The sequence below is a fragment of the Pseudomonas sp. SYWMCR5 genome (assembly GCF_057197165.1).
Genome location: NZ_JBXUNH010000001.1, coordinates 406,560 through 420,174 on the forward strand (window position 1 = coordinate 406,560; position 13,615 = coordinate 420,174).

Annotated in this window: 14 protein-coding genes and 1 pseudogene; 10 read left to right on the forward strand and 5 right to left on the reverse strand. The window is 64.2% G+C overall.

Going from position 1 to position 13,615, the window contains the following annotated elements; all coding sequences use genetic code 11:
* Nucleotides 1-85: 85 nt before the first annotated feature.
* Nucleotides 86-1,057 (forward strand): alpha/beta hydrolase, encoded by a 972-nt coding sequence (locus tag AC2CGW_RS01835; protein WP_484573420.1) that lies wholly within the window; start codon nt 86-88, stop codon nt 1,055-1,057.
* Between the two features lie 140 nt (nt 1,058-1,197).
* Entirely contained in the window at nt 1,198-1,980 is a 783-nt protein-coding gene (locus AC2CGW_RS01840; protein ID WP_186666562.1) for a hypothetical protein, read from the forward strand.
* 36 nt (nt 1,981-2,016) lie between these two features.
* On the opposite strand, the gene prmB is transcribed toward AC2CGW_RS01840, so the two are convergent.
* Nucleotides 2,017-2,925, reverse strand: coding sequence for a 50S ribosomal protein L3 N(5)-glutamine methyltransferase (gene prmB / locus AC2CGW_RS01845; protein WP_065862117.1), 909 nt, complete (start codon nt 2,923-2,925; stop codon nt 2,017-2,019).
* A 176-nt stretch (nt 2,926-3,101) separates the two neighbouring features.
* Between prmB and AC2CGW_RS01850 the strand changes: the two genes are divergently transcribed.
* The 5 genes from AC2CGW_RS01850 (at nt 3,102) to AC2CGW_RS01870 (ending at nt 5,787) form a co-directional block, all read left to right on the forward strand.
* Entirely contained in the window at nt 3,102-3,692 is a 591-nt protein-coding gene (locus tag AC2CGW_RS01850) for a cysteine hydrolase family protein (RefSeq protein WP_125931680.1), read from the forward strand.
* Nucleotides 3,693-3,772: 80 nt separating this feature from the next.
* A complete protein-coding gene (locus AC2CGW_RS01855) occupies nt 3,773-4,093 on the forward strand; it encodes a hypothetical protein (RefSeq protein WP_186666563.1) in 321 nt (106 codons plus the stop codon).
* Nucleotides 4,094-4,163: 70 nt separating this feature from the next.
* A complete protein-coding gene (locus AC2CGW_RS01860) occupies nt 4,164-4,724 on the forward strand; it encodes a Smr/MutS family protein (protein ID WP_054891991.1) in 561 nt (186 codons plus the stop codon).
* A 69-nt stretch (nt 4,725-4,793) separates the two neighbouring features.
* On the forward strand, nt 4,794-5,339 hold the full coding sequence (gene folE, locus AC2CGW_RS01865) for a GTP cyclohydrolase I FolE (protein ID WP_054891992.1): 546 nt from the start codon (nt 4,794-4,796) through the stop codon (nt 5,337-5,339).
* A gap of 76 nt (nt 5,340-5,415) precedes the next feature.
* Nucleotides 5,416-5,787, forward strand: a complete 372-nt coding sequence (locus AC2CGW_RS01870; protein ID WP_484573421.1) for a glutaredoxin family protein — start codon at nt 5,416-5,418, stop codon at nt 5,785-5,787.
* Nucleotides 5,788-5,835: 48 nt separating this feature from the next.
* Here the strand turns inward: AC2CGW_RS01870 and AC2CGW_RS01875 are convergent, their stop codons facing one another.
* The gene (locus AC2CGW_RS01875; RefSeq protein ID WP_186719063.1) at nt 5,836-6,438 is read right to left on the reverse strand and encodes a glutathione S-transferase family protein; all 603 of its coding nucleotides are present in this window, start codon (nt 6,436-6,438) and stop codon (nt 5,836-5,838) included.
* Nucleotides 6,439-6,580: 142 nt separating this feature from the next.
* On the opposite strand from AC2CGW_RS01875, the gene AC2CGW_RS01880 reads away from it, so the two are divergent.
* A complete protein-coding gene (locus AC2CGW_RS01880) occupies nt 6,581-7,771 on the forward strand; it encodes a benzoate/H(+) symporter BenE family transporter (protein ID WP_186666568.1) in 1,191 nt (396 codons plus the stop codon).
* A gap of 148 nt (nt 7,772-7,919) precedes the next feature.
* On the opposite strand, the gene AC2CGW_RS01885 is transcribed toward AC2CGW_RS01880, so the two are convergent.
* From AC2CGW_RS01885 to AC2CGW_RS01895, 3 genes and pseudogenes are all read right to left on the reverse strand, one after another.
* Entirely contained in the window at nt 7,920-8,795 is an 876-nt protein-coding gene (locus AC2CGW_RS01885; RefSeq protein WP_371264443.1) for a methyl-accepting chemotaxis protein, read from the reverse strand.
* Nucleotides 8,796-8,831: 36 nt separating this feature from the next.
* Nucleotides 8,832-9,863 (reverse strand): annotated as a pseudogene (locus AC2CGW_RS01890) (methyl-accepting chemotaxis protein); the annotation flags it as partial.
* 116 nt (nt 9,864-9,979) lie between these two features.
* Complete coding sequence (locus tag AC2CGW_RS01895) at nt 9,980-11,377, reverse strand: aminotransferase-like domain-containing protein (protein WP_186666572.1); 1,398 nt, start codon at nt 11,375-11,377, stop codon at nt 9,980-9,982.
* Between the two features lie 120 nt (nt 11,378-11,497).
* On the opposite strand from AC2CGW_RS01895, the gene AC2CGW_RS01900 reads away from it, so the two are divergent.
* Nucleotides 11,498-12,655, forward strand: a complete 1,158-nt coding sequence (locus AC2CGW_RS01900) for an MFS transporter (protein WP_484573422.1) — start codon at nt 11,498-11,500, stop codon at nt 12,653-12,655.
* A 102-nt stretch (nt 12,656-12,757) separates the two neighbouring features.
* Nucleotides 12,758-13,609, forward strand: coding sequence for a lipopolysaccharide kinase InaA family protein (locus AC2CGW_RS01905; RefSeq protein WP_186666576.1), 852 nt, complete (start codon nt 12,758-12,760; stop codon nt 13,607-13,609).
* The last annotated feature ends 6 nt before the right edge of the window (nt 13,610-13,615 follow it).

Consider the following 13,615-nt stretch of genomic DNA (forward strand, 5'->3'; position numbering starts at 1 on the left):
CCGCCAGTATACGGAAAGCCGCAGCTTTGCGAAAAAAATCGCGAGAACCTTCGTTCGCGCTCCAGGTCCAACCCAACATCTCCCCATGCAGTATCCGAAGATGCGCATCGTCGCCCTGCTCTTGCTGTTCTGCGCAAGCCTGGCCCAGGCCGCCGCCCCTACCGTGCTCAAGCATCCCATCGACCTGGACACTGGTCATGGCGTGCTGCACGGCAGCCTGCTGCTGCCGCTGCAGGATACCCCGCCGCCGGTGGCGCTGATCATCGCCGGCTCCGGCCCGACCGACCGCGATGGCAACAACCCGGCATCCGGGCGCATCGACAACCTAAAGCGCCTGGCCCAACTGCTCGCCAACGAGCACATCGCCAGCGTGCGCTACGACAAGCGCGGGGTCGCCGCCAGCCAGCCCGCAGCGCCCGACGAACGCGACCTGAGCGTCGAAGGCTATGTCGCCGATGTCGTGGCCTGGGCGCACAAGCTGCAAGCCGACCCACGCTTCGGCCCGGTGATCCTGATCGGCCACAGCGAAGGCGCGCTGATCGCCAGCCTCGCCGCCAATGAGGCCGGCGCCAGCGCGGTGATCACCCTGGCCGGCAGCGGCCGCCCCATCGCCGACGTGCTGCGTGAACAACTGGCCCAGCGCCTGTCTGCGGCGCAACTGGCCCGCGGCAACAGCCTGCTCGACCGCCTGCAGGCCGGCCAGACCAGCCTGGATGTGCCCACGCCCTTGCGCGAGGTATTTCGACCTACGGTGCAGCCCTACCTGATCTCACTGTTCCGCCAGGACCCGGCCACGGCCTTCTCGCGCCTGCAGGTGCCGGCGCTGATCGTCCAGGGCCGCAATGACGTACAGGTCGAGGTCGACGACGCCGAGCGCCTGAAAGCCGCCAAGCCGGACGCGGAACTGGTGCTGATCGACGGGATGAACCATATGCTGCGCATCAGCCCGCGGGCGATGAGCGAGCAGCGCGACAGTTACAGCAATCCTGACCTGCCCCTGGCCCATGAGCTGGGCGAGCGGATCGTCGCCTTCATCCACCGCTTGCAGTCCGCCTGACACTTTTACCCCTCAGGTCTTGCCCGGCGCTGCCGATAACGCATGGCAAGAGGCGGTGATGCCAAAGAGCCTTATCGCGCAGCGACCGTTGCGCGCCCGCGCCTGGCATCACCCGGCCCGTGCACTTGAGGATTGCCCTGATGACCGATGCACCCGCCGCCGAGGCGACCGAAGAACAACCCCCAGAGAGCGCACCGCTGCCCTGGGCCGACCTGGCCGCTGAACACTTTCAGCTGCTGCGCCTGGCGCCGCTGCCCACCGATCGCAACAGCGGCGCGCGACCGCTGCGCTTCGTGCAATTCGGCTACGCCGAGCGCCACGACAAGGCCAACAGCCTGCTGCGCATGGAAATCCTGCTGCCAGGCCAGAAGGTACGCAAGGAGCAGAACCGCCTCGACGTGCGGGTCGACCATGAACACCGTGTGGTGCGCATCGGCGACGAAGCCGGCCTGCAACTGGAACCGCTCAACCGTGGGCTGGGCCGTTACTTGCTGGCCCAGGCCGTACAATGGCTGCAGCGCAAGTGGTCGCACTATCAGGTCGAGGGCATGGCCCTGCCGAGCAAGGATGCCCTCAACGAAGACTCGCGCCTGCGCCGCGACCATGTGCTGCGCAGCGTAGGGCTGGAAGTGGAATATGCCGACGGCCAGATGCTCAAGGCCCGAACCGTCGAAACCCCGGTTGGCCAGCTCAAGAGCCTCTGGAGCAGCGAGAAGGTGCAGCGCGTCGACATGCTCGAAGCGGCGACCATGCTGCAGCAGGCCGAGCAGAAACTGCAGGAGAAGGAAGCGCAACTGCGCGAGCGTGACGAGCGTGTGGCCAAGTACCGCCGCGAGGACAGCGGCCTGCGCTTCACCATCACCTGCCTGGTGGCCTTTGCGGTGTTCCAGGCCGGCCTGCTGATCTGGATCGCCACCCGCTGACGCCGTATCGCGGGGGGCTGCCCCGCGACCGAAGCCTCATACTCGCGAAGCAAACAGCTCCTGGTGGTCCCGGCACTGTTGCGCCGTGAGCATGAACACGCCGTGGCCACCGCGCTCGAACTCCAGCCAGGCGAAGTCCACCTCCGGGTAGAGTGCTTCGACATGCACCTGGCTGTTGCCCACCTCGACGATCAACAAGCCCTTCTCGGTCAGGTGATCAGCGGCTTCGGCAAGCATGCGTCGCACCAGGTCCAGACCGTCGTTGCCACAGGCCAGGCCAAGCTCCGGCTCGTGGTGGTATTCGGTGGGCATGTCGGCGAAATCCTCGGCGTCGACATAAGGCGGATTGGACAGGATCAGGTCGAAACGCTGCCCAGGCAGCCCGGCGAAACCATCGCCCTGCACGGTGAACACCCGCTGGTCGAGGCCGTGGCGCTCGATATTCTGATTGGCCACTTCGAGTGCGTCGAAGGACAGGTCGGCCAGTACCACCTCGGCCTCCTGGAACACATCGGCGGCAACGATACCGATGCAGCCGGAGCCGGTGCACAGGTCGAGGATCCGCGCCGGCTCGCTGGCCAGCCAAGGCTCGAAGCGCTTCTCGATCAATTCGCCGATCGGGGAGCGCGGTATCAGTACGCGTTCGTCGACGATGAACGACATGCCACAGAACCACGCCTCGCCCAGCAGGTAGGCGGTCGGCACCCGCTCCTCGATGCGTCGCTTGAGCAAGTGCTGCAGGCGCACCCGCTCGTCATCCTCCAGCTGGCAGTCCAGGTAGCTGTCGGCCACCTCCCAGGGCAAGTGCACGGCACCGAGCACCAGCAGGCGGGCCTCGTCCCAGGCGTTGTCGGCGCCATGGCCGAAGAACAGCTCGTGCTCATGGAAGCGGCTGACCGCCCAGCGGATGTGGTCGCGCAGGGTGCGCAGGCGGGATGTGATCACGGAGTACTCCTTTTCAGACTGTGCGAAAGTCTAACAGTCCCCCGGCTGAAATGTTCCACCGGTTCCCGTTCGGATAGCCACAGGCCAGTAATCATGCCGTCTGCGTTGTCAACCATTCACATTGGCGCCGAGGCAAGGGAGAATAGAGGGATAAAAGCCCTTCCAAGGAGCCCTTGATGTCCGTTCCAACCACGATGTTCCGCCTCACCGGCCGCGACTACCCGCCGGCCAGGCTGAGCCAAGCCAGCCTGATCGTCATCGACGCGCAAAAGGAGTACCTGAGCGGTCCACTGGCGCTGTCGGGCATGGACGAGGCCGTGGCGAACATTGCCAAGTTGCTCGAGGCTGCCCGCAAGGCCGGCCGCCCGATCATCCATGTCCGCCACCTCGGCACCGTCGGTGGCCGCTTCGACCCACAGGGGCCGGCCGGCGAATTCATTCCGGGCCTCGAGCCGCAAGGCGATGAAATCGTCATCGAGAAGCGCATGCCCAACGCCTTCAAGAACACCAAGCTGCACGAGACGCTGCAGGAGCTCGGCCACCTGGACCTGATCGTCTGCGGTTTCATGAGCCACTCCAGCGTCAGTACCACGGTGCGCCGCGCCAAGGACTATGGTTATCGCTGCACCCTGGTGGAAGACGCCTCGGCCACCCGTGACCTGGCGCTCAAGGATACGGTCATCCCGGCCGCGCAGATCCACCAGTGCGAGATGGCCGTGATGGCCGACAACTTTGCCTGTGTCGCCCCGACCGCCAGCCTGATCTGACTGCGCAACCGCCCGGCAGCCGGGCGGAACCCGAAGGGCGAGCACAGGTCTGATTCCGGATACCTACAGAGGAACACGGAATGAAGCTCAAAGGCAGTTTCGATGCCAGGCGCCTGCGCCCGCACGAGCCGGGCAACTGGGGCGCGCGCCTGGCTGCCGGCCTGTCCGCCCTGCTCGCCACCTTGGGCATTCTCCTGGCCATGGCCGGTATCGCCGGGCTGCTGGGCAACTACCAGGCCCTGGCCGAACTCAACGCCAACCGTCCCTTGTCGGCCATCCTCGCTGTGGTCGGGCTGCTGATGCTGTACCTGGGTGTGCGCTTCTGGCGGCGCAGCCGCATTCGCCTGCGCCGTGGACGGGAGCTGAACCTGTCGCCGCACCTGATGAAAAAGCATGATTGAGCGTTGACCGCAGCGGTACTGACGACGCGGGGCCGATCGCGTAGAATACGCCGCCCACGTGGAGGCACACATGCAAGACGACGACTTTTCCCTCTTCCGCAGCGAGGTGCGGGGCGTCAAGCCCATCGCGCACGACCGCGCCGAAGTCGGCAAGCCCAAGGCTGACCGCAAGCAATTGGCCGGCCTGCGCCAGGCCGCGACCGTGCGCAGCGACCAGCCGCTGGTAGTCGATGGCATGTCGGACCAGTTCGTCATCGACGTTGGCGCCGAAGACGAGCTGATGTGGCGCCGCGACGGCGTGCAGGAAAGCCAGATCCGCAAGCTCAAGCTCGGCCAGATCGCCTTCGAGGGCAGCCTCGACCTGCACGGCATGACCGTTGAACGCGCGCGCGAAACGCTGTGGGACTTCATCGCCGAAGCCACCAAGCTGGAAGTGCGCTGCGTGCGGGTCACCCATGGCAAGGCTGCGCGTATCGACGGCAAGCGCCCGATGATCAAGAGCCACGTCAACACCTGGCTGCGCCAGCACCCGCAGGTGCTCGGTTTCGTCTCTTGCCAGGCCCGTCATGGCGGCACCGGCGCCTTGTACGTGATGCTCAAGCGGACCATGCTCGACGGTCGCGACGAATGACATCACGCTTGCAGCGCCGCGTTTGCCGCCGTAACCTTCGTTTTTGCGTTTTTTCCCACAGGTAGATCCATGTCCCTGGAACAGAACTACACCGAGATCCTCAGCCAGATCGGCGAGGACGTCTCCCGTGAGGGCCTGCTCGACACGCCCAAGCGGGCCGCAAAGGCCATGAAGTACCTTTGCCGCGGTTATGAACAAACCCTGGAAGAAGTCACCAACGGTGCGCTGTTCACTTCGGACAACAGCGAGATGGTGCTGGTCCGGGACATCGAGCTCTATTCGATGTGCGAACACCACATGCTGCCGTTCATCGGCAAGGCCCATGTGGCCTACCTGCCCAAGGGCAAGGTGCTGGGGCTGTCCAAGGTGGCACGGATCGTCGACATGTACGCACGTCGCCTGCAGATCCAGGAAAACCTCAGCCGCCAGATCGCCGAGGCCGTGGAGAAGGTTACCGGCGCCGCAGGCGTTGCGGTGGTCATCGAAGCCAAGCACATGTGCATGATGATGCGCGGCGTCGAGAAACAGAACTCGAGCATGATCACTTCGGTGATGCTTGGCGAGTTCCGCGAGAACGCCGCCACCCGCAGTGAATTCCTCAGCCTGATCAAGTGATCGGACTCTGCGCGAAGCCGACCCCTCGGGGTCGGCTTTTTATTTTCCGTTGTGCACCACAGATCAGGAGTTGCCCATGATCGTCAAAGCCCTGCGAGTCGGCCTCGGCCAGCTCATCGTGTTCGGCGACTGGATCAGCCGCCCGGCCAAGCGCAAGCGCGACGCCGCCGCCCAGGTCCAGGTCGAGCAACAAGCCATGGGGCTGGCGCTGTACCAGTTCCACGCCTGCCCGTTCTGCGTCAAGACCCGCCGTGCCCTGCACCGCCTCAACGTGCCGGTGGCACTGCGCGATGCGAAGAACGACCCGCAACACCGCCAGGCGCTGCAGGAAGGCGGCGGCCGGGTAAAGGTGCCGTGCCTGCGTATCGAAGAGGACGGCAAGGTGACCTGGATGTATGAATCCAAGGACATCATCGGCTATCTGGAAAAGCGCTTCGGGTCGGTCTGACCCTGGCCTGCAGCGGCCGCCACAAGGGCTGCGCCGCTGCCAGGCCGATCAATCCACCATCGGCACATGCCGCGGATGGCTGGCCACCCGCTCCAGCCAGGCCCTCACCCCCGGATACTCGGCCAGGTCGAACCCACCCTGCTGCGCCACGTGGGTGTAGGCATACAACGCGACATCAGCGATCGAATAGTGCTCGCCCACCAGGTACGGCGTCATCTGCAACTGACGCTCCATCACCTTGAGGGCCTTGTAGCCACCCTTGTGCAACTTGCGATATTCCTCGAGGCGCTCGTCCGGCAACCCCAGGTAGAACTGGATGAAACGCGCCACGGCGATGTAAGGCTCATGGCTGTACTGCTCGAAGAACTGCCATTGCAGCACCTGGGTGCGCAAGCGCGGCTCGGCCGGCAGGAACTCGCTGCCATCGGCGAGGAAGTTGAGGATCGCGTTGGATTCCCACAGGCAAGTACCGTCTTCGAGCTCCAGCACCGGTACCTTGCCATTGGGGTTTCTGGCCAGAAACTCGGGGGTCTCGGTTTCGCCTTTGAGAATGTCCACCGAGTGCCACTCATATGGGCGCCCCAGAAGATTCAGCATCAACTTGATCTTGTAGCAGTTGCCCGACTGGTAATCCCCATAAACCTTGTACATCGCCCCTCCCCTCCTGTGCAGTTGCAGGTCAGCGCCCAATAGTTGGGGACTGTACGGCTAAAAGCAATGACTGCTGTATGGCAAGCTTCCGATTCGCCCGCGTTAATCTGAAAAAACTGCTTACATGAACAAGGAATGCCCCATGACCGACGCCACTTCCACGCGTCTGCGCCCACTGGCGGACAGCGCCCCATCGGCGGTGGTCGCCGGTTTCATCGCCATGCTGACCGGCTATACCAGCTCCCTTGTGCTGATGTTCCAGGCTGGCCAGGCCGCCGGGTTGACCACCGCGCAGATTTCCTCGTGGATATGGGCCCTGTCGATCGGCATGGCGGTGTGCAGCATCGGCCTGTCACTGCGCTACCGCACCCCGATCACCGTGGCCTGGTCGACGCCGGGCGCAGCGTTGCTGATCACCAGCCTTGGCGGTGTCAGCTATGGCGAAGCCATCGGCGCTTACATCACCTGCGCCGTGCTGGTGCTGGTCTGCGGCTTGACCGGCAGTTTCGAGCGCCTGGTGCGGCGTATTCCGGCGTCGCTGGCGTCGGCCTTGCTGGCTGGGATCCTGTTCAAGATCGGCAGCGAAATCTTCGTCGCCGCCCAGCATCGCACTCTGCTGGTACTGGGCATGTTCTTCAGCTACCTGCTGGTCAAGCGCCTGTCGCCGCGCTATTGCGTGCTGGCCGCGCTGGTGGTCGGCACGACGCTGTCCGGCATGCTGGGGCTGCTGGACTTCAGCCACTTCAATCTGGAGGTGGCAAAACCGGTCTGGACCACGCCGAGCTTCTCGTTGGCAGCGACCATCAGCATCGGCATCCCGCTGTTCGTGGTGGCGATGACCTCGCAGAACATGCCCGGCGTTGCCGTGCTGCGCGCCGACGGCTACCAGGTGCCGGCCTCGCCGCTGATCTCGGCGACCGGTTTCGCCTCGCTGCTGCTGGCACCCTTCGGTTCGCACGGGGTCAACCTGGCAGCCATCAGCGCGGCGATCTGCACCGGCCCGCATGCCCATGAAGACCCGGCCAAGCGCTATACCGCGGCGCTCTGGTGTGGAATCTTCTATGGCATCGCCGGGGTGTTCGGCGCGACCTTGGCGGCGCTGTTCGCGGCGCTGCCAAAGGAGCTGGTGCTGTCGATCGCGGCGCTGGCGCTGTTCGGCTCGATCATGAACGGGTTGACCGTGGCGATGAGCGAGGCACGGGAGCGTGAGGCGGCGCTGATCACCTTCATGGTGACGGCCTCGGGGCTGACGCTGTTCTCGATCGGCTCGGCGTTCTGGGGGATCGTGGCGGGGGTGATTACCTTGCTGATACTGAGTCCGCGCAAGGGGTAAAGGTTATTGGTTGCCTGTACCGACCTCTTCGCGGGCAAGTCGCAGCGGCGAACCGCCGCTCCTACAGAGGTCCAGCAGTATTGAAGGCTGCGCCGTAACTGTGGGAGCGGCGGTTCGCCGCTGCGACTTGCCCGCGAAGAGGCCAGCCTCATCCCAAGCGGAAATGCCCCACCATCCCCTTCAACTCATCCCCCAACTGCGCCAGCTCCACACTCGACCGCGCATTGTCCTGCATCGCCAACGCCGCCTGATCCGCACTGCCGCGAATCTGTGTGACACTGCGGCTGATCTCCTCGGCCACCGAGCTCTGCTGCTCCGCTGCCGCAGCGATCTGCTGGTTCATCTGCTGGATCAGCGACACCGCCGAGGCGATGCTGCCCAGGGCGCTTTCGGTATGCAGCGCATCGGCCACGGCCATGCGCACCAGCTCGGTACTGCCACGAATCTGCGCCACCGACTGCTGGGCATTGCCGCGCAGGCTGGCCACCAGGCGCTCGATCTCCTCGGTCGACTGCCGGGTACGCCGCGCCAAGGCCCGCACTTCATCAGCCACCACAGCAAAACCACGGCCCTGCTCACCGGCGCGCGCGGCCTCGATCGCCGCGTTGAGCGCCAGCAGGTTGGTCTGCTCGGCGACGCTCTTGATCACTTCCAGTACATCGCCGATGGTGTGGATCTCGGCACTCAGGCTGTCGATGCCGGCGCTGGCGGTTTCCGCAGCCTCGGCCAGCTGTTCGATGCGCTGCATGCTCTGGCGCACCACCTGCTGACCGGACTCGACCTTGTCGTCGGCATCCTGTGCCGCCTGCGCTGCCTCCTCGGCATTGCGCGCCACATCGTGCACGGTCGCGGTCATCTGCTGCATCGCGGTGGCGACCTGTTCGGTCTCCTCCTTCTGGCTGCCCACCTCGCGGTTGGTCTGCTCGGTCACCGCCGACAGCGCCTGGGCGTTGCCGGCCAATTGTTCGATGCCCTGCTGCAATCCGCTGACGATACCTGACAGCCCCGCGGCCATCTGCTGCATGGCCAGGGTGAGTTGCCCCACCTCATCGCGCCCCGCCACTTGCGCCTCGACCACCAGATCGCCGGCCGCGATGCGCTGGGCGCTGTCGATCACCCGTTTGAGCGGCCCTACCACGGCGCGCGTGATCAGCCAGGCGGCAACGATGCCCACCAGCAACGCCAGGGCCGTGGCGATGGCGATGGCCAGCGCGTTGTGCAGCAGCTCCTGGCGCATGGCTTCCTGCTGCGCCGCATAGGCCTGGTCAACCCGGCTGGTGACCTGTTCGGCGCTGGCCTGCAACTGGGTCTTGGTGCCCTGCTCCTTGGCCAGTTCATCGGTGTATTCGTTGAGTTTGTCGGAGAAGGTGGCGATATGCCCGGCCACTTCACCCAGCACGCTCTGGTAACCGGAATCGGTGACGGAGGTCTTGAGCTGATCGACCAGATTCGCCGCCTCGACCGTCTGTGCGATGCGCCCGGCGGACACCGCCTCTTCGCCCTTGCGCCCCTGCTCCAGACGCACCCGCGCCTCGTCCATCGCCTGCAGCATCAGGCGCGAGACCTGGGCCACCTGCGCGGCCTGATCGAGAAACTCGCTGCCCTGCTGGCCCTGAGACTGCTTGAGGGTGTAGGCGCCATCGTCCGCCAGCCCGGCCTGCAGCACATCGAGATTGTTGGCGACGCTGGAAACCGACCAGCCAGCCGTATCCAGCGCCAGCTCCTTGGCCTGCACGGCCTCGACAAAGGCATCGAAGGCCTGGCCATAGGCATTGAGATCCGCCTCGCTCGCGGCCAGTGCCGGCAGGCCACGTACGCGCTCGAGCAACGTCTGCAAGCCCGCACGCAGCGCCTCGGCCTCCTTGATGTCGGAACGCAGGGCGAAGGCCTGCTCATGCTGGCGCAGGCGCAGCAGGTCGGTATTGACCTCGCCCATCTGCCGCAGCCCATCGAAGCGCTGGCCGACATTGTTCAAGGCGTACACTCCGATGGCCGCCACCGCCAGGGTCAACAGCAGCACCAGGGCGAAGCCCAGGCCGAGTTTACGTGCCATGCCCAGATTGGACAGACTACCGCGCTTGGTCGCCCCCATCGCCGCTCCCCCTTGCCCATTCAGGTGTTCCCGAATACCAAGAGTGACAACCGTGCCGGCCGGCTCACAAGGGCTTGACGTCAGAATGGTGTCAAATAGCTATGCCCCTGTCGTTTTCAGCTATCTGCAGGTCGCCCTGCATGTGAGAAGAAGGCCTGGGCGCGGATGTCCTGCCCGTACGCGACATTGATGCGCAGCCAGTCGCTGTCGGCTCCCAGATGATCGAAAGCGCTGCCCGGGGTCAGCAGCACCGAATGCTCCAGCGCCAGGCGATCGAGCCAGGCGAAATCCCGGCCCGGCACCCGCGCCCAGACGAACATGCCGCCATAGGGCTCGCAGAACACCTCCCACCCGAACGCTTCCAGTTGCCCCAGCAACTTGGCCATGTGCTGGGCCAGGCGCAGCCGCAAACGCTGCACGCTCTTGCGGTAGCTGCCGTTGGCTAGCATCTGCCCGACCACTTGCTCGACGAAGCGTGAAGTCCCGATGCCGGTCACCATCTTCAACTGCGCCAGTTGGCCGATCAGCTCGGCGTCGGCGGCGATGTAGCCGACCCGCAGGGCACTGCTCAGGGTCTTGGAAAAGCTGCCCAGGTAGATCACCCGTTGTTCGCTGTCCAGCGTCGCCAGCCGCGTGGCCGGGCCGTCCTGGAAGTCTGCGTAGATGTCATCCTCGACGATCCGCAGGTCATGCTCGCGCGCCAGCTCCAGCAAGCGGTAGGCGGTCTTGGGGCTGAGGCTGGTGCCAGTCGGGTTCTGGTACAGACTGTTGACGAACAGGCAACGCGGGCGATGCTCGACCAGCAGCCGCTCGAGCGCCTGCACATCAGGGCCCGAAGGCGTGCGCGGCAACGGCAGCATGTGCACTTGATGCTGACGCAGCAGGGTGAACAGGTTGTAGTAGCCGGGGCTTTCGACCACCACCGTATCGCCGGGCTTGAGCAGGGTCCGCACCAGCAGGTCAAGGCCATGGCTGCCGCCTTGCGTGGTGAGAATGCGTTCAGGAGCGGTGGGGATATCCAGCTGCGACAGGCGCTTGTGCAACTGCTGGCGCAGGCTGGCCAACCCCAGCGGCGAGCAATAGCGGAACAGGTCTTCGGGGTCGCCACGGCTGACCAGACGTATAGCCTGGGCCAGGGCCTCACGCGCATGCCAGGCGGTGGGCAGCCAGCCACAACCGAGCTTGAGCATGGCATCGTGGCCGTCGCTGAACTGCCGCCAACTGCCATCGATGGCATCGCCCCAGGCCATGGCATCCTCCTGGGCCACCCCCGGCTTGCGCTCGGCGACGAAAAAGCCGGCACCATGGCGCGCCTCGAGCCAGCCAATGGCCACCAGACGGTCATAAGCGTCGATCACACAGGATTGGCTGACGTCTAGAGTGCTGGCCAAGGTGCGAATCGACGGCAGCCGCGCACCGGGGCGCAGGCGCTGTGTCTCGATCCAGGCTTGCAGATGCTCGGTAAGTTGTTGCACCAGAGGTGTGCGGCTGAGGCGATCCAGAGGAATGTGCATGGTGAAGTGTTTGTTGTTTTCAAGGGAACAGTTAAGCATAAATCGCGTAAATGTGTGCCTTGTCGCTGCATCGTGATCACGCCAATGTGGCTGCACCACCCTCTTGCCTATGGACTCTCCATGCCCGCCCGCCTGGCCTTCGCCCTGTGCCTGATCACCCTCGCCGTGAATCTGCAGGCACCGCTCTACACCAGCTACGCCGACCTGTCCGGATACGGCGCCGCTGCCACTGCCCTGGCATTCTCCAGCTATGTACTGGGTGTGCTTCCCGTGCTGCTGGCCTTCGGCGGCTTGGCGGACCGGGTCGGCCGCCGCCCCCTGATCATGGCCGCATTGCTACTGTCGATGCTGGCCACAACCCTCGTCCTGCTCGCACCCGGCCTCGAAACCCTCGCCATGACCCGCCTGCTGATGGGCGTCGGTACGGCCTTGGCGACGACCACCGCGACCGCCTACATGGGAGAACTGCTGGGCGGCGCTGACAGTACCCGGGCTGCCAACTGGGTAACCGCCAGCACCTCGTTGGGCTTCGGGCTGGGTGCGGCACTGACCAGTCTGTTCCTGTTGCGTGGCCCGAGCCTGAGCCCGGGTAGCTTCTACCTGCAACTGCTGCTGGCCGCCGTCGCCCTATTGCTGGTGTGGCGCCTGCCTGACCGTCGTCCGACACAACACGGCGCCATGCTGCGCCTGCCCTGCTATCCACCCGGCAGCCTGCCTTTCGGCCTGGCGATCCTGCTGGCCTGGGCCTGCACCGGGCTGGTCATCGCGCTGCTGCCAGGTGTACTGCGCCAGCACGGGCTGAGCGAGTGGTCGGGCTTTTCCACCTTCTGCGTAATCAGTTGCGGCCTGCTGTTCCAGCCGCTGGCTCGGCGCCTGGCAAGCGTGCGCGCCACGCTGCTCGGCCTGGCGATCCTGCCACTGAGCTACGCCCTGTTGGCCTGGGGTGCCGAAAACGGCAGGCTGGCAGCGGTACTGGCAGGCGCAGTGGCCGCCAGCAGCGCCTGTTATGGCTTCATCTACCATGGCGGGCTGGCGGCGGTAAACACCCTCGCCGGCAACGAGAAGACCCGCGCCAGCGCCGGGTTCTTCCTGCTCGCCTATCTGGGTTTCAGCCTACCGGTGATCTTCACCGGGCTGCTCAGTGATCGCCTCGGCTCGCGCATGGCGCTGGTATTGTTCGGGATGGCCCTGTCAGTGGCCTGCGTTGCTGTTGCGAAAGCCCTCTACTCCCCTGGCAAGCGTACATGCAGAGCAAGTCGCCAGACGCTAAAGAATTAAATGTCTGCAGTGGTCAGCGCAAGAGAAATGAAGAAATGTCAAAAAGATTAAAAAAGTGTAACATTACAAAAATATGACGATGGCTTTTTGATACCAACAAGGATGTTTGTGAAGCGTTTTGATTGGGTTCGCTCGCGTTTTTTCCCCCACACCTTTGACCACTGCCGGACCACGTTGCACCTTCAGGCAGCACTTCCGACACCCACGCGTGAAGCGCTCGCGCAAGTGATTGGCCAAGCTTCCATAGCCAAGCGTGTCAGCAAGCCATTGGAATGCTTGCACAGCAGGTTGTTCGTCAAACGCGAGCGCTTGGATTCACTGCGCAAGAAATGGCGAATCCAGCGTGGCGTTCGCAAGCGCAACGGCCTGTTCGACTGGAGCCTGGAAGAACTGATCAATACCCGAGAGGCTAATTTGCGGGGCGCTCGGGTCCCCAAGCTGAAGGGCTACGGCTACAGCCATGGTGCCCTTGGCCTGCCTGAGCACTTCTATTTGCTGATCGAACACCTGGAAGACCACATCGATGGGTACAACTGGGTGATGCAACAGCCTCAGCGAGTGAACGAGCTGATAGAAACCGCCTTCGAGCTGCTGCACTCGCTGCATGGCCGCGGCGTGAGCCACATGGATCTTTGGGCTGGAAACCTGATGCTGCCTGTTAAAGGCAACCAACCCGCACAGGCAGTCGATCTGGAAAACTGCTTTGTCACGCCAACGAACCACTTCACTGAAGTGCTAGCGTTCCAGATCGGCTTTTTCTATTACCGCCAGGTCTATCGTTTTATCACCGAGACCGAGTACGACGCGCTGGTGGAAGATGCCTTGAAACGCTACTTCACCAACGTTCAGCGCGACCTATTCGACCGTATCTACGCCATTGCCAAGCATCAGGATGTCGGCCGACTGGAACGGCGCGACATCTTCCACAGCGGCAAATTGCAGGCGCGCTGGTAGCGCATT

Bases quoted from the DNA above. Each gene is read 5' to 3' on its own strand.
- AC2CGW_RS01875 (WP_186719063.1), bottom strand. From the start codon at position 6,438: ATGTACAAGGTTTATGGGGATTACCAGTCGGGCAACTGCTACAAGATC.
- AC2CGW_RS01905 (WP_186666576.1), top strand. From the start codon at position 12,758: ATGTTTGTGAAGCGTTTTGATTGGGTTCGCTCGCGTTTTTTCCCCCAC.
- AC2CGW_RS01895 (WP_186666572.1), bottom strand. From the start codon at position 11,377: ATGCACATTCCTCTGGATCGCCTCAGCCGCACACCTCTGGTGCAACAA.
- AC2CGW_RS01885 (WP_371264443.1), bottom strand. From the start codon at position 8,795: ATGCAGCAGATGGCCGCGGGGCTGTCAGGTATCGTCAGCGGATTGCAG.
- AC2CGW_RS01855 (WP_186666563.1), top strand. From the start codon at position 3,773: ATGAAGCTCAAAGGCAGTTTCGATGCCAGGCGCCTGCGCCCGCACGAG.
- AC2CGW_RS01840 (WP_186666562.1), top strand. From the start codon at position 1,198: ATGACCGATGCACCCGCCGCCGAGGCGACCGAAGAACAACCCCCAGAG.
- AC2CGW_RS01850 (WP_125931680.1), top strand. From the start codon at position 3,102: ATGTCCGTTCCAACCACGATGTTCCGCCTCACCGGCCGCGACTACCCG.
- folE (WP_054891992.1), top strand. From the start codon at position 4,794: ATGTCCCTGGAACAGAACTACACCGAGATCCTCAGCCAGATCGGCGAG.
- AC2CGW_RS01900 (WP_484573422.1), top strand. From the start codon at position 11,498: ATGCCCGCCCGCCTGGCCTTCGCCCTGTGCCTGATCACCCTCGCCGTG.
- AC2CGW_RS01880 (WP_186666568.1), top strand. From the start codon at position 6,581: ATGACCGACGCCACTTCCACGCGTCTGCGCCCACTGGCGGACAGCGCC.
- AC2CGW_RS01860 (WP_054891991.1), top strand. From the start codon at position 4,164: ATGCAAGACGACGACTTTTCCCTCTTCCGCAGCGAGGTGCGGGGCGTC.
- AC2CGW_RS01870 (WP_484573421.1), top strand. From the start codon at position 5,416: ATGATCGTCAAAGCCCTGCGAGTCGGCCTCGGCCAGCTCATCGTGTTC.
- AC2CGW_RS01835 (WP_484573420.1), top strand. From the start codon at position 86: ATGCAGTATCCGAAGATGCGCATCGTCGCCCTGCTCTTGCTGTTCTGC.